18 protein-coding genes and 1 tRNA gene are annotated in these 17,811 nt (G+C 67.4%); 8 read left to right on the forward strand and 11 right to left on the reverse strand.

Annotation, left to right across the window (positions count from 1 at the left end; translation table 11 throughout):
• Positions 1-41: 41 nt before the first annotated feature.
• On the forward strand, positions 42-956 hold the full coding sequence (locus N6C22_RS05605) for an EamA family transporter (protein WP_261650014.1): 915 nt from the start codon (positions 42-44) through the stop codon (positions 954-956).
• 1 nt (position 957) lies between these two features.
• Here the strand turns inward: N6C22_RS05605 and N6C22_RS05610 are convergent, their stop codons facing one another.
• The 7 genes from N6C22_RS05610 to N6C22_RS05640 form a co-directional block, all read right to left on the reverse strand.
• On the reverse strand, positions 958-1,335 hold the full coding sequence (locus tag N6C22_RS05610) for a hypothetical protein (RefSeq protein ID WP_261650015.1): 378 nt from the start codon (positions 1,333-1,335) through the stop codon (positions 958-960).
• Between the two features lie 319 nt (positions 1,336-1,654).
• Positions 1,655-1,727 (reverse strand) — tRNA-Arg (locus N6C22_RS05615).
• Between the two features lie 83 nt (positions 1,728-1,810).
• Positions 1,811-3,214, reverse strand: coding sequence for an MATE family efflux transporter (locus N6C22_RS05620; protein WP_261650016.1), 1,404 nt, complete (start codon positions 3,212-3,214; stop codon positions 1,811-1,813).
• Positions 3,215-3,379: 165 nt separating this feature from the next.
• A complete protein-coding gene (locus N6C22_RS05625; protein ID WP_261650017.1) occupies positions 3,380-3,967 on the reverse strand; it encodes a 2Fe-2S iron-sulfur cluster-binding protein in 588 nt (195 codons plus the stop codon).
• 111 nt (positions 3,968-4,078) lie between these two features.
• A complete protein-coding gene (locus N6C22_RS05630; protein ID WP_261650018.1) occupies positions 4,079-4,489 on the reverse strand; it encodes a transcriptional regulator in 411 nt (136 codons plus the stop codon).
• 69 nt (positions 4,490-4,558) lie between these two features.
• Positions 4,559-5,458 carry a phosphogluconate dehydrogenase (NAD(+)-dependent, decarboxylating) gene (gene gnd, locus N6C22_RS05635; protein WP_261650020.1) on the reverse strand — a complete coding sequence of 300 codons (900 nt, stop codon included), beginning with the start codon at positions 5,456-5,458 and terminating at the stop codon, positions 4,559-4,561.
• Between the two features lie 65 nt (positions 5,459-5,523).
• Entirely contained in the window at positions 5,524-6,159 is a 636-nt protein-coding gene (locus N6C22_RS05640; protein WP_261650022.1) for a DUF5668 domain-containing protein, read from the reverse strand.
• A 198-nt stretch (positions 6,160-6,357) separates the two neighbouring features.
• Between N6C22_RS05640 and N6C22_RS05645 the strand changes: the two genes are divergently transcribed.
• The 4 genes from N6C22_RS05645 to N6C22_RS05660 all read left to right on the forward strand — a co-directional run bounded on the left by N6C22_RS05645 (position 6,358) and on the right by N6C22_RS05660 (position 10,743).
• The gene (locus N6C22_RS05645; protein ID WP_261650023.1) at positions 6,358-8,496 is read left to right on the forward strand and encodes a plastocyanin/azurin family copper-binding protein; all 2,139 of its coding nucleotides are present in this window, start codon (positions 6,358-6,360) and stop codon (positions 8,494-8,496) included.
• Between the two features lie 109 nt (positions 8,497-8,605).
• Positions 8,606-9,046, forward strand: coding sequence for a PaaI family thioesterase (locus N6C22_RS05650; RefSeq protein ID WP_261650024.1), 441 nt, complete (start codon positions 8,606-8,608; stop codon positions 9,044-9,046).
• 71 nt (positions 9,047-9,117) lie between these two features.
• Positions 9,118-9,462, forward strand: coding sequence for a hypothetical protein (locus N6C22_RS05655; protein WP_261650026.1), 345 nt, complete (start codon positions 9,118-9,120; stop codon positions 9,460-9,462).
• Positions 9,463-9,678: 216 nt separating this feature from the next.
• Positions 9,679-10,743 carry a mechanosensitive ion channel family protein gene (locus tag N6C22_RS05660; protein WP_261650027.1) on the forward strand — a complete coding sequence of 355 codons (1,065 nt, stop codon included), beginning with the start codon at positions 9,679-9,681 and terminating at the stop codon, positions 10,741-10,743.
• 16 nt (positions 10,744-10,759) lie between these two features.
• Here N6C22_RS05660 and kynU read toward each other — a convergent pair whose 3' ends face one another.
• Positions 10,760-12,058, reverse strand: coding sequence for a kynureninase (gene kynU, locus N6C22_RS05665; RefSeq protein WP_261650029.1), 1,299 nt, complete (start codon positions 12,056-12,058; stop codon positions 10,760-10,762).
• Positions 12,059-12,135: 77 nt separating this feature from the next.
• A complete protein-coding gene (locus N6C22_RS05670; protein WP_261650030.1) occupies positions 12,136-12,381 on the reverse strand; it encodes a glutathione S-transferase N-terminal domain-containing protein in 246 nt (81 codons plus the stop codon).
• 112 nt (positions 12,382-12,493) lie between these two features.
• On the opposite strand from N6C22_RS05670, the gene N6C22_RS05675 reads away from it, so the two are divergent.
• Positions 12,494-13,048 (forward strand): metal-dependent hydrolase, encoded by a 555-nt coding sequence (locus N6C22_RS05675; RefSeq protein WP_261650031.1) that lies wholly within the window; start codon positions 12,494-12,496, stop codon positions 13,046-13,048.
• Between the two features lie 15 nt (positions 13,049-13,063).
• Here N6C22_RS05675 and N6C22_RS05680 read toward each other — a convergent pair whose 3' ends face one another.
• Both N6C22_RS05680 and N6C22_RS05685 read right to left on the reverse strand, forming a co-directional pair.
• Complete coding sequence (locus tag N6C22_RS05680; RefSeq protein ID WP_261650033.1) at positions 13,064-14,764, reverse strand: hypothetical protein; 1,701 nt, start codon at positions 14,762-14,764, stop codon at positions 13,064-13,066.
• A gap of 137 nt (positions 14,765-14,901) precedes the next feature.
• Positions 14,902-16,086: a hypothetical protein gene (locus tag N6C22_RS05685; protein ID WP_261650035.1), complete on the reverse strand. Its 1,185-nt coding sequence runs from the start codon at positions 16,084-16,086 to the stop codon at positions 14,902-14,904.
• 131 nt (positions 16,087-16,217) lie between these two features.
• On the opposite strand from N6C22_RS05685, the gene N6C22_RS05690 reads away from it, so the two are divergent.
• Together N6C22_RS05690 and N6C22_RS05695 are read left to right on the forward strand one after the other, a co-directional pair.
• Positions 16,218-17,279: a hypothetical protein gene (locus tag N6C22_RS05690; RefSeq protein WP_261650037.1), complete on the forward strand. Its 1,062-nt coding sequence runs from the start codon at positions 16,218-16,220 to the stop codon at positions 17,277-17,279.
• 36 nt (positions 17,280-17,315) lie between these two features.
• A complete protein-coding gene (locus N6C22_RS05695) occupies positions 17,316-17,798 on the forward strand; it encodes a transporter (RefSeq protein ID WP_261650039.1) in 483 nt (160 codons plus the stop codon).
• The last annotated feature ends 13 nt before the right edge of the window (positions 17,799-17,811 follow it).

Here is a 17,811-nt window from a genome sequence, read left to right on the forward strand (position 1 = left end):
AATCCACGTGATACAACTTTGTGTATCCCGGAGACACAAGTATGGACCTCTCTGCCCCGCCGGCAGTGCTTCTGCTCGCGTTTGCCCCGGCACTGCTGTGGGGGTTCACGCCCGTCATCGAGAAACGGGCGCTCTCCGACGGTGGGACCCCGCTCCAGGCCGCGCTCACCGTGGTCGTCGTCGACTCCGCGGTCTACCTGCTCGCCCTCCCGGTCTTCCAGCCCGACCCCTTCGCGGACCTCACGCTCGGGACCGTCGCCGTGTTCGCGGCGGCCGGCGCGGTCGGCACCGCCATGGGCCGCCTCGCGATCTTCGCCGGGAACGCCCGCGTCGGCGCGAGCATCTCCAGCGCGGCCGTCAGCGCCCGCCCGCTGTTCGCGACCGCCCTCGCGGTCGGGTTCCTCGGCGAACCACTCTCGGCCCCGACGGCGGTCGGCATCGTCGTCATCGTCGCCGGCCTCGCCGTCCTCTCGGTCTCCCGCGGTGGCGACCTCGACGGCTGGACCACCCGCGACCTGCTGGTGCCCCTCGCCGCCGCGCTCCTGTTCGCCGCCGGGAACGTCGCCCGGCGGTGGGGACTGGGCCTCGGCGAGGCGACGCCCCTCGAAGCGGTCGCCATCAACGAGTTCGCCGCCCTGGTCGCGCTGGGCGGCTACGTCCTGGCCACCGGGCGGAAGCGCGTCGCGGGCAAGCCCCGCAAAACCTACGCGGTGTTCGCCGCCAGCGGCCTCATCACCGCCGTCGCGCTGCTCTCGATGTTCACTGCACTCGCGGCCCCGGAAGGGCGAATCGCGGTGGTGGACCCCATCGTTGCGACTGCACCGCTGTTCACGGTGGTCTTCTCGTGGCTCTGGCTGGGTGGGCTGGAACGGGTCACTCGTGGAGTGGTGGCGGGTGCAGTGCTGGTGGTTGTTGGGGCGGCGCTGGTGACGGGTGGGCCGGCGTTGGTTGGGTGAGTCAGCCGAATAAAAATACGAGGAGGAGGTACCACAGAACCACTGGAAGGGCCATCAGAACTGCGAACTTCTTCTCCTCGTTCGGTCCTAATCCCCTCCCAACTTCAACAGCTGTTGTCCCCGAAATCAGAATAGTCACGAGAAGAATGGAGATTCCAGTGTAGAGATTTGTTTCGCCTTGGGGAATACTGGTTCTGGGTAGAAGAGCCTCGAAGCCGATTATCAGAAAAATCGGACCGAGGGCTGCCAACCCTGTCCATGCGACGAAAAGTCGGTATCTCAAACCATCTCCGTCGCGGACGCTACTAACTGCTAAGGTAACCACGAGGGCTAGGAGAGGTGCAAGAAGCGATGCGGAAGTTCCTGTAGGCTCTTGCATGATTCTGGAAGCTCTCTTTCAATCAATCCGATTGTAAACCGTGTGTCCACAGTTCTTGCATTTTCTCGGCTCGCTCCAGTAGCACTTCCCACATCGAGCACATTCCCAGTTCTTGAACCGGTCCAACAGTCCCATATCCAATTACCTCAACATAGAATCATAAAACTTCTCAGCAAGGGTTGGAGAATCTTCGATATGGGTCTGTGTGAGTACTTCTCTTGGCCAGAAGGTAATTTAGAGAGAATAAAGGACCCGACGGGACTCCCGCGAGCTTGCGAGCGGGAGTCAGTCGGGGACGCGACCGAGTAAAACGAGGGAGCGGACCCGACGGGATTTGAACCCGCGACATCTTGGTCCGGAACCAAGCACTCTGTCCACTGAGCTACGGGCCCTCAGGCAACCGTAGCAATCCTGCCGACATAACGGTTGTGAACTGGACAAGAGGTGCGGCCTGTTCCGGGAACGTTTCAGTGCCTCATTCTTCGCCGCCGTCGGCGACCGAGGGCGTCGGCCCGCGCTCCTCGATGACCGACCGTTTCCAGGTCCCTCGCGTGAACCAGAGGCCCGCCGCAATCGCGCCGACGACGTTGCCCATGGCCATGCCGTACCAGAAGCCGGTCGCGCCCAGTCCATACCCCGCAATACCGAGCAGGGGAACCGAGTCGAACGCGAGGACCGAAACCGTCGCCACGCGGCCGATCCACAGCGCGACGAGCGAGAAGACGAGGGCGGTCTTGGTGTTGCCCGCGCCGCGGTAGGCACCCAGCAGCACCTGGAGGACGCCGATGAAGGCGAACTCCACGGTTCGAATCTGGATGTACTCGGAGCCGAGACTGATGGTGGCGAGAGCGTCGGGGATGTCCTTGCTGACGAAGGCCTCGACGAGGACGTGCGGGAAGAAGAAGACGGCGATGGCGACGGCCAGCAGGACGCCGCCGGAGACCTTCGCGGCGAGCCAGACGGCGCGCTCGGCGCGTTCCGTATTCCCGGCACCGAGGTTCTGGCCGACCATGGTGTTGGTGGCGCGGCCGAGGCCCATCGCGGGGAGAAAGATGAGCGAGGCGATGCGGTTGCCGAGGCCGTAGGCGGCGACGACGGGGGGAGCGAACTGGACGATCATCGCGGTCAGCGTGACCATGGCGAGGGCGCTGGCGGACTGTTCGAGCGCGCTGGGCACGCCGATGTCGACGATCTCCCTGATGACCGTCATGTCGGGGGCGAGGTGGCGCAGCTCGATGGCGGGGCCGGCGTCGGTCATGAAGAGGATGTAGAGACCGAGGATGGTCCCGAGGCCGCGGGAGGCGACCGTGGCGATGGCAGCGCCGACGATGCCCATGCCGTCGATGGGGCCCCAGCCGAAGATGAGGATGGGGTCGAGGACGACGTTCATGGCGACGCTGGCGAGCATGACCCGCATGGGGGTCTTGGTGTTGCCGTAGCCACGCATGAGTGCCGAGAAGACGAAGAAGCCGAACATGAAGACGATGCCGAGGAAGAACACCTCCATGTAGCGGGCGGCGAGCGGGATGACGTTGGCCTGGGTCTCGCTCTGGCTGGGGAGGAGACCGAGCATCTCCTCGGTGAAGAGGTAGCCGACGAGGCCGAGGCCGACGGCGAGGATGGAGACGAACGAGATGGTCTGGCCGGCGACCCGCCCCGCCGAGCCTTCGCTCTTCGCCCCGGTGTACTGGGCGACGAGGATGGCACCGGCGGCGGTGAAGCCGCCGGCGAGGGAGATGAGCAGGAAGATGAGGGGGAACGCGAGGCTGATGGCGGCCAGGGCGTCCGTGTCGAACTGGCCGAGCCAGAACGTGTCCGCGATGTTGTACGTGACCTGGAGGAGCTGGAGGGCGACGATGGGCCATGCGAGCCGGAACATGGGCCGCGCGAGGCCACCCTCGGTGATACTGTCTGAGGGTGCGTTGCTCACGGTACTTCGAAACGAAACACTCCCATTTCACTCTGTTGAATCGGGGTAACGGAGCCGAAAGAAATCACTCGGCGGGCTGTGAGAAAGACGAAAACGGAGGTATCGGGCGGGCTGTTACGGCGTCTCGTTCGTCTCGAGCGTGAAGTCGGCCTTGGGGTAGGCGACACACGTCAGGACGTAACCGTCCTCGAGCTCGGGGTCGTCGAGCATCTCCTGGTTGTCGTGGACGACGTAGTCGCGGGAGTCGCCACCGTCGGCGATGTGACCCGCACAGGAGACACACTGGCCCTGGCGGCAGGCGTAGGGGAGGTCCCAGCCCTCGTCCTCGCCGGCTTCGAGCAGGGATTCGTTGTTGGCGACCTCGACGGTCGCGCCTTCCTTCTTGTACTCGACGTCGAAGTACTCGACCTCGTCCTCGGGAATGTCGGCCGGGCTCGTGGATTCCTCTTCGGCTTCCTCGCCACCCTCAAGCTCGCCGCCGGCTTCGCCGCCAGCGATAGCGCCGGCAGCGCCGCCGCCACCGATGGCGCGGTTCATGGGTTCGGGGAAGTCGGTTTCGGCGACGGTCGACGCGCGTCGTTCGAGGACCTCTTGGGAGATGTCCTCGGTGGGGGTCCACGCTGTCCCACGCAAGAAGTGCATGACGACGGCGATGACCGTCAGGGAGAGCCCGATAGCCAGTCCCAGTTCGTTGATGGCCATGTGTTCGGAGATTTGGAGTACGGGTTTAATTCATTTGTGATTGGCGAGCGGCCCGTCGCGGGGTTGTCGCCACTCGTCCAGGGGACAGGTCACGCCAGTCGGACCACGCCGTCACTCGCGGGCGGACCGGGGTGCGTTGTACTGGAGCCGGTAGCATTCGAGCAACTCCTCGAGGATGAGGGCGTCGCGGGAGCTGCTGTTGTAGTGGTGGTCGATGAAGTCTTCGGCGTCCTGGACGTTGCCGCGGATGACGAACCGGCGGATGGTCGCCACGGATTCGAAGAAGGGGAGGCCAGAGTCGGGGCCTTCGGCGGGTTCGATGAGCTGCTCGTCGGGGAAGACGTCGTTCTTGATGTCCTCGAAGTCGACGGTCGACGGCACGTAGTCGTCCGAGAGCTGTTCGAGGATGTACTCCGAGGCGAAGCGGTAGAACTCGGATTTGCTCTCGAAGACGCCCTCCTCGACGAGTGACTCGATCTCGTCGACGGTCGATTCGGAGAATCGGACCGTACTTTTCACCATACCAACGGAAAACAGGACCCTAGGTTAAATAGATTGTAATTTATCGGTGGCTTGACTGGTCAGGGCCGTTCAGTCGCGCTTGACCTCGTGGCGACCGAAGCCGTACCGGAGCCGATTCGCCAGCCGGCGGGAGAACCGCCCCTGCTCGGGGGCACGCGAACTGAATCGCTCGGCGAGGGACTGGTAGATGAGCGGGACAGGTACCTCCTGTTCGAGGGCCTCCTGGACGGTCCAGGTACCCGTCGAGCCGCCCGCGACGTGGTCGGAGACGTCGCCGAGGTCGTTGCCCTCCTCGCGGAACGCCTCCTCGCAGAGTTCGAGCAGCCACGACCGGATGACAGCGCCGTTGTTCCAGGTGCGCGAGACGGCTTCGAGGTCGAGGTCGTACCGGCCGTTCGCGAGCAGTTCGAAGCCCTCGCCGTAGGCCTGCATCAGCACGTACTCGACGCCGTTGTGGACCATCTTGACGTAGTGGCCGGAGCCGGCCGGGCCCATGCGGTCGTGGCCGTCGGGGCCGGTCGCGACCGCGTCGAACACCGGGACCAGCTCGTCGTAGGCCCACTGCGGGCCGCCGATCATCAGGGAGAAGCCGAGTTCCGCGCCCGCGGGGCCGCCGGAGGTCCCACAGTCGAGGTAGGCTGCATCGGTCGACTCCGCACGTCGCACCGAGTCCTCGAAGTAGGAGTTCCCGCCGTCGACGACCACGTCGTCCTCGTCGAGCAGCGGCTCGAGGTCGTCGAGCGCGGCGTCGACCGGTTCGCCGGCCGGGACCATCAGCCAGATGCGCTTGTCGTCGCCGAGTTCGTTCGCCAGTTCGCGGACCGAGTCGGCGGGTGTCGCACCCGCGTCCGCGGCGGCTTCCACTGCGTCATCGTCGAGGTCGAACGCGACCACGTCGTGGCCTTCGTCGAGAACGCGGTCGACCACGATGCGGCCCATCCTGCCGAGACCGATTACGCCCAGTTGCATGGCTCACGCTGGGACAGGTGGGCACGTAGGGATTGTGATTCGTCGGCCCGTCGTTCCGGCGAATCTCACCGGACCAGCACGTCGCCGACCACGGTGAGGCCGTCGATGACCACGTCGGGGTCGCCCGCGGGGTGGTCCAGCCGGAGGTCCGCCACGTCGCCGACCACCTCGATGGCGGTCGTCGCGACGGTCCAGTCCTCGGGCACGAACACCGTCACGTCGCCGAAGACCGCCACACACTCGACCGCGACGGGTGCCTCGGCGTCGCGGAGGTCGACGAACGCGTCGTCGAACACCGCGAGGACTTCCCTGGTGTCGAGGTCCTCGAAGGCGATGCCGTGGTTGGTGAACCAGACGTCGTCGATGCGGTACACCTGCTGGCGGCGGCGAACGAGGACGGAGACACCCAGGACGATGAGGAAGACGGGCCAGTAGTCCCAGATTCGTGCCTCGCTCGTCATGCCGAAGAGGACCAGTTGCCAGCCCAGCCCGACGGTGACCAGGACCAGCGGCCAGAAGACACGGGTGAAGCCGCGGGCGAACAGGACGTACACGCCGAAGCCGACCATGACGGCCGGGACGATGGCGGTGAGGTCGAGCGGAAAGAGGCCGGTCGTGTCCAGCAGGAGAACGACGCCAGCGAGGACGAGGAGCGCGCCCACCTTCCACGCGGGGGTGGGCTGGACGGTGCGCGTGGCCATGCGAAGAGAGATGTCACGCTCCGAGATAACAGGTCACCTCTCTCACGCGTCACCGGCCCCTGTGGTCCCGATTCGACAACCGCGTGATGCGCTCTCGTCTAGCTTTCTCAACTAACTTCGGCGTTACTCGGTTAGTTACGGGTTGGGTGAAACTGATTACTAACCCGGAGAAAGCCGGTTACGAGGAGTAACCAAACGATGGACAGACGACGTTTCATCCACGCGAGCGGTGCTGCCGCCCTGGCTGCACTCGCTGGCTGTTCCGGACAGCAGTCGACTGGCACAGTGACCGAGACGGTGACGGACGCCGCCACGGACACAGCAACGAAGACGCAATCCGACAAGAGCGCCGGCTCGAACCACCCGCCGGGTGCTGACGTGCTCGGTGGCCTGGACGACCTCCAGTCCAGTGCCGAGGTCAGGGCGGCCGTCCTCGACGGCGACCAGGGCGCGGGCCAGTTCGTGTTCACGCCCGCGGTCGTGTTCGTCGAAGCGGGCGCGACCGTCACCTGGCAGATAGAGGGGATGCCCCACTCGGTCACGGCCTACCACGAGGGGAACGGGACGGTCCACCGCGTCCCCGACGGTGCCCCCGCCTTCGACTCCGGCACGATCGCCGCCGGGGAGACGTTCGAGCACACGTTCGAGACCGAAGGCGTCCACAACTACTTCTGTAAACCGCACAAGGGCCTCGGAATGGTCGGCATCGTCGTGGTCGGGAGCCCGCAGGGCGGTCCCGGGACGACCCAGCCCGGGGGCCTCTCGGGTGCGGAGGCAGCTCACCTCACGACCCAGCTCCAGAACGCCGGCATCATGGGCGCTGGCGGCGAGAACGCCGGCCCCACCTACGACTGGATCGCCGCGACGTGGGACTCGTACTGGTACTCGCTCTACAACATGAGCACCAACATCGCGATGTCCGGCAACGGTGTCCAGTTCCCGCACAACGAGGAACAGCAGGCGGCGGCCGACAAGCGCATCCCGGCGATGCTGAAACACGCCGACACGGACAAGCCGCCGATCAAGAACCCCAACCTGAACATGGCACCGTTCACGACGGGCGACCCGCACTTCACCCAGCAGCCGGTGTTCGACTCGGGCGACGGTCGCCCGGACGCCGCGACGCTCAAGTGGGACATGTCGAAGTCCTCGAAGACGGTCTCGCCGGCCTCGCTCGGCTGGACCCACCTCAAGGGCGTCACCTGGGCGAAGAACTTCCAGAACCACTTCGACAGCCTGCCTCCAGAGATCGCCGCGAAGTTCCGCGCACAGGTCCTCACCACCCTGGCGCAGATCGGCGTCAAGGCGACGCTCATCGCGGGCGGTCCGCACGGGAACGGTGCGCTCACCCAGCCCGACGGGAGCTTCCCGCTCATCTCCGGGTTCGACCCGACGCAGCCGGCCGTGGTCGCCCCCGAGCCGAAGCCGACCCAGCACGCCGCGATGCTGTGGTTCCTCTCCGACCTCACCAGCCTCGCACAGGGCGAGTGGTTCGGCTACGTCAACCCCGAACCCCTGATTCCCGCCGAGAAGATTCAGATGCTCACCGACGGCGTCGGGGCGGCCACGATGGACACCTTCACGCCCGACGACATCGTCTCCATGGGGTCCACTCGCGACCTCGGGCTCATGCTCGGCGCGATGGGCTGGTACGGCACCCACGCCGGGAGCGCGGAGCTCGAGGCCAGGGCCGCCACCTACGCCGAGGACCTCGCCGCGAAGGTCGAGGCGAACGTCGACGGCAACGGTGCGGTCTCCGGTGGCGCGGCGAACCAGGCCGCGACGCAGGGTATCGTCGGCCAGGGCCTGCTGTGGGCCTCCGAGCTCGACGGTGTGGACTTCACCAGTACCGGCGAGGCGACGCTCGGCTACATGGCGGACGAGCTGTTCGACGCCGAGGCAGGCACCTACATGTCCGCGAAGGGCGACGCGACCTACCGAATCACGGCCCGTGACGCCGGTGACATCACCGGTGGCGTGAACGCGGCCGACGCGGTCCTCGGCATGTCGAAGGTCCGCGAGCAGTACGCGAGCTTCTACGACCAGACGTTCAACCGCGGCCGGCTCCAGCGCGCCGAGCGCCCGCCGTCTCGCGACGAGAACGCCGAGCACACGCTCCCGCTCCCGCCGAAAGCCGGCGGCGAGTTCGGGCAGGCAGCCGTCTACAACGCTGCGGTCGAGTACGATTCCGAGGCCGACTCCTGGTCGGTCGTCAACGACACCTTCGACTGCGAGCAGTCGCTCTACCTCTCGAACCAGGACATCTGGATCAGCCAGTGGGGCGGGAAGTTCTTCCAGGGCCGCGGTGTGCCCGGGCAGAGCGACACGCCCGAATAGCGGCCCGTCACACGCATCTCGTACTCCCCTTTTGCCGTCCTGTGTCCACCGCTGGCGCGTTTGTTCCCGTTGGCGAAACGGTTTCACGGAGGCTCTCGTTTCCCTGTCCATGACCGTCGCAGACATCTTCGACGCGATGCCCTACGCCGACCTCCTCGGCATCGAGATCACCGAGGTCGAGGACGGCTTCGCCCGCGGGTCGCTCGAACTCGGCGAGGAGCACTCGTCGGTCCCCGGGCGGAGCGTCGCACACGGCGGCGTCGTCCACTCCCTCGCAGACCACGTCGGTGGCGCAGCCATCATCTCGCTGGTCCACAGGCCGACGCCGACCATCGACATCCGCATCGACCACCTCTCCCCCGCGACCGACGACCTCGTCGCCGAGGCCGAGGTCGTCCGGAACGGCGGCAACGTCGCCACCGTCGACGTGACCGTCGAGGACGTCTCCGGGCACACGGTCGCGACGGCACGCGCCGTATACAAGACCAACGGCGGCGACGGCGGCTCGGCGTGGATGGGCGAGCGAGAGGAGTTCCCGACCGAGGAGTGACCCGGTCACAGGCGCGCGTCGACCCTGCCGTTTGGTCGGGGTTTTTCCCCGTGGGCGACGTATCAACGTGTATGCTCGGTTCCCCGAAGATTCGAAAGGCAGTGTCGGCCGCGACGGCCGCGTACGGTCTGGTCAGTCTCCTGTTCCCACGGAAGGCCGCGAAACTCACCCAGCGCGTCGTGCTCGCGCCGACGTTCGAGAACACGGCAGAACTCGAACCGCGCGACTGGTACGTCGAGTCGGCCCGCGCCTCCGGCCTCGGCATGCTCGTCGGCGGCCTGTTCGGCTACATCCTGGCCGACCGTGCCGGCGACAAGGCGGCGGCCGCGAAGGACGAACCGGTCGAACTCGACGTGGACGAGGTCGCGGAAGAAGAGGCCGAGGACGAGCCCGAGACCATCGACATCGACGACTGAGCCGGTCGAGTCGGTCGACCGACCACCCGATTTTCGTTCCGTTCGACGCACCCGCGAACAGCCCAGTCGAGACTGTACTCTGTCGAGCGAGGCCCAGACCCTGGCCCACTGCCCTCTGTTGCTAAACAGAATCGAGGCGTAGTAGTGGGTATGGGGGCGTCACTACTGGTTCTACTACCAGCCGCTACGCCGGTTACGGAGGTGCTGCCAGTGCTGATGGCGGCGGTGCTGGTCGGTGCGGGGATATGGTACCTGGGTGACCGGCTGGACGCACGGTTCGGCCCGGAGAACGCCGAGGTCATCCAGGCGCTGCTGTTGCTGGCCGTGGCGACGCTCACGACCGTCTTCGTGGCGGTCAACTGGGACGGGACGGGAGGGGTGGTCACCGCGGTCAGCCTGCTCGAGTTCGGCGCCGACACCGTCGTTCGGGTGCTGATCACGGTCATCCTGCTGGTCGCGGCGTACACCCTCACACGCGTCCTGAAACTCCTGCTGTTCCGGAAGCGTGGGGGGAGAACGCAGCTCACGTCGGTCCACCAGCGGCTGGCTCTCTTCTACTCCGCGCAGGTGGTCGTCTTCGTCGGCTTCGCGCTCACGACGGTCGTATTCTGGGGTGTGAACCTGAGCGAACTCCTCGTGGGTGCAGGGGTCCTCGGTATCATCCTGGGATTCGCGGCCCAGGAGACCATCGGCTCGATGGTGGCCGGATTCATCCTCATCCTCTCCCGTCCCTTCGACGTGGGCGACTGGGTGCAGATCGGTGAGCACGAGGGGTTCGTCAGCGACATCACCATCAACAACGTGCGACTCCGCAACCTCGATGGCGAACACGTCGTCCTCCCGAACCGGACGGTGCAGAACCAGACCATCGTCAACCGGAGTCGCGAGGAGAAACTGCGGGTCCGTCTCGAGGTCGGTGTCGACTACGGTGTCCAGCCGGGACACGCGGAGGCCGTCGCGCTGGCCGCGCTCGAGTCACTCGAGGAGATAATGTCCCAGCCGTCTCCCGAGGTGGTCGCGGTCCGGTTCGACGACTCGGCGGTCGTCCTCCGCCTCTGGTTCTGGATCGAAGACCCGATTCCACAGCGCCGGTGGCAGGCGCGCCGGGTCGCCATCCACGCGGTGAAGGAGGCGTTCGTCCGCGAGGGCATCAAGATTCCATTCCCGCAGCGGGAACTGTCGGGCCGGGCGGAGACGGGTGGCTTCCACGTTACCGACGGCGAGCAGGGCTCCAGCCACGAGTGGGACGAGTCGCCTCGGTCGGCATCGGGGCAGCCGTAGCGGCCCGACCAGCACCCTACGTCACGCCGCCTGCCTGCGGTTCGTACTCCTCGAACAGCTCGTTCTCCGCGATGTCTCGCAGGTCCTCGACCACGGTCCAGACCGCCTCGAACCCGACGTAGTACGGCGATGGGGCCACGCGAACGACGTTCGGCGGCCGGTAGTCGACGACAACGCCCCGGTCCTTGAGCGCCTGACTGATGCGGTACGCCTCGGCGTGTTCGAGGGCGACGTGGCCACCGCGTCGCTCGGGGTCGCGCGGGGTCCCGACCGCGTATCCGAGGTCGGCCAGTCGCTCGTCTGCAAGTCGAACGAGGTAGTCCGTCAACAGCATCGACTTCTCTCGCAGGGCATCGATACCCGCGTCGTGGGTCACGTCCAGCGACCCGTCCAGCGGCGCGGCCGCGAGCACGGGAATCGTCCCGATCTGCCACGCCCCGGCGTCGGCTGCGGGGGTGAACTCGTGGTTCATCTCGAACTGGGTCGCCTTGTCGTGGCCCCACCACCCCGCGAGGGCCGGTTCCGCGTCGAAGTGGCGCTCGTTCACGTACAGCCCTGCGATGGCCCCCGGCCCGGCGTTGAGATACTTGTAGGTGCACCAGACCGCGAAGTCAACGTCGTTTTCGTCGAACTCGTGCGGGACCACCCCGACGGAGTGGGCCGCGTCGAACCCGGCGAGTGCGCCGTGCTCGTGGGCCAACTCGGTGATTCGCTCCACGTCGAGCAGTTGCCCGGACCGGTAGAGCACCGTGGGCATGAACACGATGTCCACGTCGTGGGTTTCGAGAGCGGATTCGACCGCCTCCGCGGTGATGGTTCGCCCGTCCTCGCTCTCGACGCGCAGGAGGTGCTCGTCGGGGTCGAGGCCACGCTGGCGCAACTGGGCGGCGATGGCGTAGTGGTCGGTCGGGAAGTCGAGGTCGTTCACGAGGACGGTCTCGCCGTCGTACTGGTCCAGCATCGTGCCGACGAGCGTGTGGATGTTGACCGTGGTCGAGTTGCCGACGACCACTTCCGACTCGCCGGCCCCGACGAGGGGCGCGAGTCGGTCGCCGAGGCGCTCGCCGTAGTGGAACCAGTCCGGGTCGGCGTCGGTCCAGCCGCGGATGGCGAGGTCCTTCCACTCGGCGACGACCCGGTCGATGGCGGCCTCGGCGTCCTCAGAGCAGAGGCCGAGCGAGTTCCCGTCCATGTAGCGCTCGTCGTCGGGGACGTAGAACCGCTCGCGAAACGCGGCCAGCGGGTCCGCGTCGTCCAGGTCCCGGGCGAACGCGCGCGTCGGCGAGAAGTCGTCACCGACGGTCGGTGTAGGCATAGCTGTCAGGTACGGGCGACAGGTGGTACTGTTTTCGGTCGCGGAAGCGCGCGAACCGGCGTGGGCCCGCTGCTGCCCTACGCCTCCACGTAGGTCGTCTCGATGTACTCCAAGATGTTCGCGGACTCGTTCATCGTCACGCCGGTCTCGTCGTCCACGAGCACGGGGACGGCGCGCTGGCCCGAGACGCGCTTGACCTCGTCGCGCTCGGAGTGCAGCGCCTCGACCCAGATGCTCTCGTAGTCCATCCCGAGTTCGTCGAGGCGGTCGGCGACTTTCTCGCACCACGGACAGCCGTCGAGCTGGTACAGTGTCAGCGACATGGTCGCGTGTTGGCACGCCAGCTGAAAAACCCTGCCGGGCCGAGGGGTGTGCAGGAACCGGGACACCGCAGGGGGACAGGGTTTTCTCGTCGGCAGCCCTACCCGCTCGCACATGATGGCGACCACCCACGCGTTCGTGGGACTCCTCCTGGCAGTGGCTGTCAACGCCGTCGCGCCCGAGTTCGGGCTCGTGGCGGCCATCGCGGGCCTCGCGGGCGGCACCTTCCCCGACCTCGACCTCGCGGCGGTCCACCGCAAGACGCTGCACTTCCCGGTCTGGTACTCGGTTGCGACCGTCCCGGCGGCCGTCGCGGCGCTGGTCTCGCCGAGTCCGATGACCGTCGGCGTCGCGGTGTTCCTCGCAGCCGCCGCCATCCACTCGGCCAGTGACGCCCTCGGCGGCGGGCTGGAACTCCGCCCCTGGGAGGCCACCTCCACTCGTGCGGTTTACATCCACCCGCTCAAGCGCTGGGTCGAGCCGCGGCGCTACATCCGGTACGACGGTGCCCCGGAGGACTTCGCGGTCGGCGCGGTGTTCGCGGTGCCTGGCCTGCTCGTCTTCGACGGCCTGGTCCGCCAGCTCGTCGTCGGTGGACTGCTCGTCTCGTTCGGCTACACCGTCATCCGAAAACAGCTGCCCAGGATAACGCCCGAACGCTTCCGGTAACCCTGCTTCTCCCGACTAATCGACCGTGTAGGAGTCGTACCGCTGTACCGCGTGGCGGTAGGAGACGACCGGCGCGAGTGCGCTGGCAACGACCACTGCGTAGCCGACCGGCTGGACCGTCCCGGGTGCGAGCGAGAGTTCCCACGGGGTCACGAACGCGACGACCAGCCCCAGCAGCCCGACGACCATCTGCCTGACGAGCGGGACGAACGCGGCGGCAGCCCCGAACGCGACGGCCCCGAGCGCCAGCGAGAACACCAGCATCGCGGTCTTGCTCGGGACCACGGCCTTGCGGTTCCCGGCGACCTTCACGCTCCCGAACCGGGGGAACGAGACGCCGATTCCGGCCGCGAGGGTCGGCGCGAGGACCGTCGCGAGCGCGCCAGCCGCAGTCGCGGCGACAGCCATCGTCGGTGAGAGCGGACTGACGAACGCGCTCACCCCGACGACGACGAGGGCGACGGGGAGGCCGGGAACCACCCCGGCCAGCACGTGCCCGGCGACGAACTGGCGGCCGGTGAGCGGCGAACTCAGCGTGGCGGGCAGCACCGGGCTGTCGTCGCCCAGTGGGTTGAGCGTGAACGCCATCGCGGTCCCCCAGGCGACGTACAGCCCCAGCAGGAAGGGCATGTGCTCGGGGACCCGTCCGGTCTCGACGATGGTCGCGAACTGCTGGAGGAACGCGAACAGCGGGTAGCCGAGGTAGAGGAGCTTGATGGGAGCCCGTTTCGTCCGGATCCACGCGACGCGGACCACCTGCCGCGTCGGCCGGTCGAGCGGGCGCAGGAGCGGAGCCGTGAGGACGGACAGGCGACCGGTTCCCTGGAGCGCGTTCGTCCCCGCGGCGGCGGCCGTGTCGTCTTCTTCCACCTCGCGAGCCGGGTCCGAGAACCAGTGGAAGGAGGCGACGGTCACCGTCGCAACCTGCAGCACGGGCAGGAGGGCGAGGGTCGCGAGCACCGCGAGACCGGCTCGGGCGACCGAGGGTGACACCCCCGGCGCACCCAGCAACAGCAGGTCGCCGTACCACGACAGCGGTGACGCCTGGACCGGCTCGAACAGCAGCGAGACCGCATCACCGAACGAGCCCGTGAATATCAGCGCGAAGTACACGACGAAGGCGGCCGCGACCAGGACGGTCCGGTTCCGGGCCAGCGGCGGGTACCGGGTGACGAGGTGGTGGCCGACCAGTCCGAGCAGGTAGCCCAGCCAGATCGCGGGCAAGGCGACCCCGAGGACGACCACGGGGAGGGCCAGCAACACGCCGGGTGCCCGTGCGCCGTAGCTGAAGCCGGTGACGAGCACCGCGATGGGCAAGAGCAGCCAGGAGAGGTACAGCACGAGCTCGCTACACACCACGCCGGGCACCACGTTCCGGACCGGGCTGGCGAGCAACAGGCCGGCGGGTTCGTCGACGGTCGCCCGCTTCCCGACCGTCCTGATGGCACTCATCACGACGAGGAACACGAATCCGAGGCCGACACCACCGCGGACGAGCCCGACCACGCCGCCCGGAACCGGAATCTCCGGGAGGTCGCCGGCCCGGAGCGTCTCACCGGCCGTGACGAGGGCGTAGGCCGCAGCGCCGGCGAACACGGTGAGCATGGCCACGGTGAGCGCCACCGCCGCGAGCTGTGTCCGGTTGTCGCCGAGGCTTCTCGCGGTCCGCTTGACCTCGACCGTGGCGATTCGGCGGACGTGGGCGAGCCGTGGCATCACGGCGAACCACCTCGCGGGCCGGGCCGTGACTGGAGGGGAGAGTGGTGCAGGCGGTCACTGGCCTGCGGCGAGTGGGGGCGGCGAATCACGGGTCGACGATTCGAGGGGGTCCGGTAAAAACGTACAGTCTCCCATCACACGACGTGGGCCGCGACCACGAGCACGAGCCAGGTCACCAGCCCCACGACCAGCGGGGGTTCGAGCTCGAAGTCGTCGAGCCGGCGGGCCCCCGCCGCGACGAGGCCGATGGCGACCGCCAGCCCGACCCGGTGCATCACGATCTCTATCGGGAGCACCGAGACGCCGATGAACCCGTAGTCGACGACGACGGCCATCCCGAAGCCGAGCGAGCCGAACAGGAACCCGTCGGTCGGCTCCAGCCGACTCCCGGCCGCGAACGCGGCCAGCGGCGTCCCGATGACGAGCACCGGGTAGAACGCGGCGACCACGATATCCGGGTCGACCGTGAGGAGGTTCTCGACCGTGACACCACCGAGTCGAACCGCGAGCACGACGGCCGGAATCGAGAGGAACAGGACGAGCCGCCAGACGGTGTGGCGGGTCCACAGCCGGTCGAACGCCCGTTCGAGCGTCGGGACGAAGGCGGTCGCGCCGACCAGCGGGAGCAGCGCGAAGTAGACGAGCGTCGTCCAGCCGTCGTGGTCGTAGGTGTCGCCGTTGTCGTAGTACACCCGCTGGACGTCGTCGGGGCCGGCGGCGGTCATGAAGTCCTGTTCGATGTTGATGCGTGCCTCTTCGAGGCTGTCGACGGTGTGGGTGAGGGTGAACCAGTCCCAGTGTTCGGCGTGGGCCTGGACGACGGTCCAGTTCCCCTCGGCCTGGTGCAGGTCGTACACCCGGACGTGGTACTGCCCCCCGAAGTAGTCGCCGTGGTGGAGCTGGCTCGTCTGGGCGGTCCACACCGACTGGGTACCGGTCTCGTAGTAGACGTACCGCTTCGCGCCGTAGGCGTCGGACCAGCTCACGCCCGTCCCGTTGTCGACTTGTCGCTCGGACCGGTTCTCCTCCGTGAACGCCGGCTCGCTCGTGTTCCAGATGGTCTCGCCCGACCGCAGCCGCCGGGTCACCTCCGAGGCGTCCGCCCGCATGACCAGATTGATGGAACTCGCACGCCGGTCGAACGACTGTTTCGGGCCCACGTACGGCCAGATGGTGGTCTCGCTCTCCCCGAGGGTGACCAGCTTGCGGTCGGGGGGTTCCTGGTCGGGCGTACTGACCGACGGTGCTGTGAGTGTGGTCCCGACTAGCAGGACCGCGATGGCCACGGCGAACAGGATGAGCCGGTTCTTGGTCCACATCGTCTGCGTGTCCAGTTACTAGTCACTACGTCGAGAGATGATAATTGTACGCATCCAACACGGGAGACGTGGCCACTGTCCACCGCCCGAGTCAGTGAAATTTATAGGCGTCGGCGGTGAGAGCGTGTACGATGGACGAGGGTCAGGACAGCGATGAGGCGGTCGTGACGGTCGAGATTCCAGCAGCACTCGCCGACCGCATCGACCGACTGTACGCGGACTGTCGCGGCTACCAGCCCTCGTCACTACAGGAGAGTCTGAGCGTGCTCTGTGACCTCGCCTCGGGGAGACTGGACCCACACCCCCCGGAGACGGCGGGGCAGGACGCTCGCGGCCCCGCCGCGGAGGTCGTCACCGACCCGACAGAGACCGAGAGCGGTGAGCGAGACGTGGACGTCGTGAACGGCCCCTCGCCGCGCGGTCCGGCGGCAGAGACGCAGGGCGACGGGGTGGGCGGCGGAACCGGTGGCGGTGACGGCCCCAGCGGTGGCGGTGACGGCCCCAACGGTGGGGGTGACGTCCCCAGCGGTGCCGTGACCGGAGACCGGCATGAGCGACATCCCGGCGGTGCCGACGGGACGACCGACGCCGGGACCGTCACCACGGGCGCTGCCTCCGAGTTCGACGGGCCGCACGGAACCGGCGAGCGCGACGAGCGCATCGACGAGGCGTTCCCTGCTCGCTGGAGCGCGGCCGCCCCCGTCCGGCGACAGGTCCGTGCGGTCGTGGACCACTTCGTCCGCGACCCGGCCGAGAGTTCGGGGTACGAGGAGCGCGAGGCCGCTGCGCTGGCGGCCGCGGCGGCGCGGGAGGACCGTACTCCCGAAGCGCTCCACGACGAACTGGTCGCCGCACTGTACGGCAACGCTGGCCTCCCCGACGACCTCGCGGCCGAGTTCTTCAGCGAGGCGCTGGTCAGCGTCATCGAGATGGATACGCCGGAGGCGGGCTTCGGCGGCGTCGCAGACGGGGCGATGCGCGACCGCCCGGGCGAGGACGCCTTCGCCGTCGGTACCCTCGAGACGGAGGACGCGTTCGACGTGGACACCCTGCTCGGCGACGTCTCACAGCCGATGGCCGACTGCGAGCGCTGTGGCGAGACCCACCCGGTGAACGACCTGGAGACCGTCCTGGGCTCGAAGACCGCGACCATCGAGTTGCTCTGTGGCGACTGCGCGAGTTCGGCCGAATAGTCAACGCTTTTCGCCCCCCGGTCACATCCCGCGGATATGGTTGCAGTTCTCGACCTCGTGATGCGGATGTTGCACAGCGTCACCGCCGCCGTCTGGGCGGGCAGTGTGCTGTTTCTCACCCTCGGGCTGCTCCCCTCGGCACTCGACGGGTCGCTGAACGCCAGCCCGATGGAGTCAATCGTCGGCCGGTTCCGCTGGGTCACGCGTGGCTCCGCGGTCGTCCTGTTCCTCACCGGCGGCCACCTCGCGGGCACTCTCTACACCATCGGCGACGGCGGCGGTTTCTCCCTGTTCGGAAGCGCGCGCGGCCACCTCGTCCTGACGATGCTCGGGCTCTGGCTGGTGCTGACCGGTCTCTGTGAGGTCGGCGCGAGCAAGCTCGCCGACGGGTTCTCCGAGAAGAAGGTCCGGTCGCCGGCCGCCGCCGCGAAACCGTTCCTCTACGGTGCGAGCCTCGTCGCCGTCGCGCTGCTGGTCGTCGCGGTCCTCATCGTCTACGGCGCTGGCACGGTCTACTGACACCTGTTCGAGA

It is taken from the genome of Haloarchaeobius sp. HME9146 (assembly GCF_025399835.1).
Classification (GTDB): Archaea; Halobacteriota; Halobacteria; order Halobacteriales; family Natrialbaceae; genus Haloarchaeobius.

Bases quoted from the DNA above. Each gene is read 5' to 3' on its own strand.
- N6C22_RS05605 (WP_261650014.1), top strand. From the start codon at position 42: ATGGACCTCTCTGCCCCGCCGGCAGTGCTTCTGCTCGCGTTTGCCCCG.
- N6C22_RS05610 (WP_261650015.1), bottom strand. From the start codon at position 1,335: ATGCAAGAGCCTACAGGAACTTCCGCATCGCTTCTTGCACCTCTCCTA.
- N6C22_RS05620 (WP_261650016.1), bottom strand. From the start codon at position 3,214: ATGTTCCGGCTCGCATGGCCCATCGTCGCCCTCCAGCTCCTCCAGGTC.
- N6C22_RS05625 (WP_261650017.1), bottom strand. From the start codon at position 3,967: ATGGCCATCAACGAACTGGGACTGGCTATCGGGCTCTCCCTGACGGTC.
- N6C22_RS05630 (WP_261650018.1), bottom strand. From the start codon at position 4,489: ATGGTGAAAAGTACGGTCCGATTCTCCGAATCGACCGTCGACGAGATC.
- gnd (WP_261650020.1), bottom strand. From the start codon at position 5,458: ATGCAACTGGGCGTAATCGGTCTCGGCAGGATGGGCCGCATCGTGGTC.
- N6C22_RS05640 (WP_261650022.1), bottom strand. From the start codon at position 6,159: ATGGCCACGCGCACCGTCCAGCCCACCCCCGCGTGGAAGGTGGGCGCG.
- N6C22_RS05645 (WP_261650023.1), top strand. From the start codon at position 6,358: ATGGACAGACGACGTTTCATCCACGCGAGCGGTGCTGCCGCCCTGGCT.
- N6C22_RS05650 (WP_261650024.1), top strand. From the start codon at position 8,606: ATGACCGTCGCAGACATCTTCGACGCGATGCCCTACGCCGACCTCCTC.
- N6C22_RS05655 (WP_261650026.1), top strand. From the start codon at position 9,118: ATGCTCGGTTCCCCGAAGATTCGAAAGGCAGTGTCGGCCGCGACGGCC.
- N6C22_RS05660 (WP_261650027.1), top strand. From the start codon at position 9,679: ATGGCGGCGGTGCTGGTCGGTGCGGGGATATGGTACCTGGGTGACCGG.
- kynU (WP_261650029.1), bottom strand. From the start codon at position 12,058: ATGCCTACACCGACCGTCGGTGACGACTTCTCGCCGACGCGCGCGTTC.
- N6C22_RS05670 (WP_261650030.1), bottom strand. From the start codon at position 12,381: ATGTCGCTGACACTGTACCAGCTCGACGGCTGTCCGTGGTGCGAGAAA.
- N6C22_RS05675 (WP_261650031.1), top strand. From the start codon at position 12,494: ATGATGGCGACCACCCACGCGTTCGTGGGACTCCTCCTGGCAGTGGCT.
- N6C22_RS05680 (WP_261650033.1), bottom strand. From the start codon at position 14,764: ATGCCACGGCTCGCCCACGTCCGCCGAATCGCCACGGTCGAGGTCAAG.
- N6C22_RS05685 (WP_261650035.1), bottom strand. From the start codon at position 16,086: ATGTGGACCAAGAACCGGCTCATCCTGTTCGCCGTGGCCATCGCGGTC.
- N6C22_RS05690 (WP_261650037.1), top strand. From the start codon at position 16,218: ATGGACGAGGGTCAGGACAGCGATGAGGCGGTCGTGACGGTCGAGATT.
- N6C22_RS05695 (WP_261650039.1), top strand. From the start codon at position 17,316: ATGGTTGCAGTTCTCGACCTCGTGATGCGGATGTTGCACAGCGTCACC.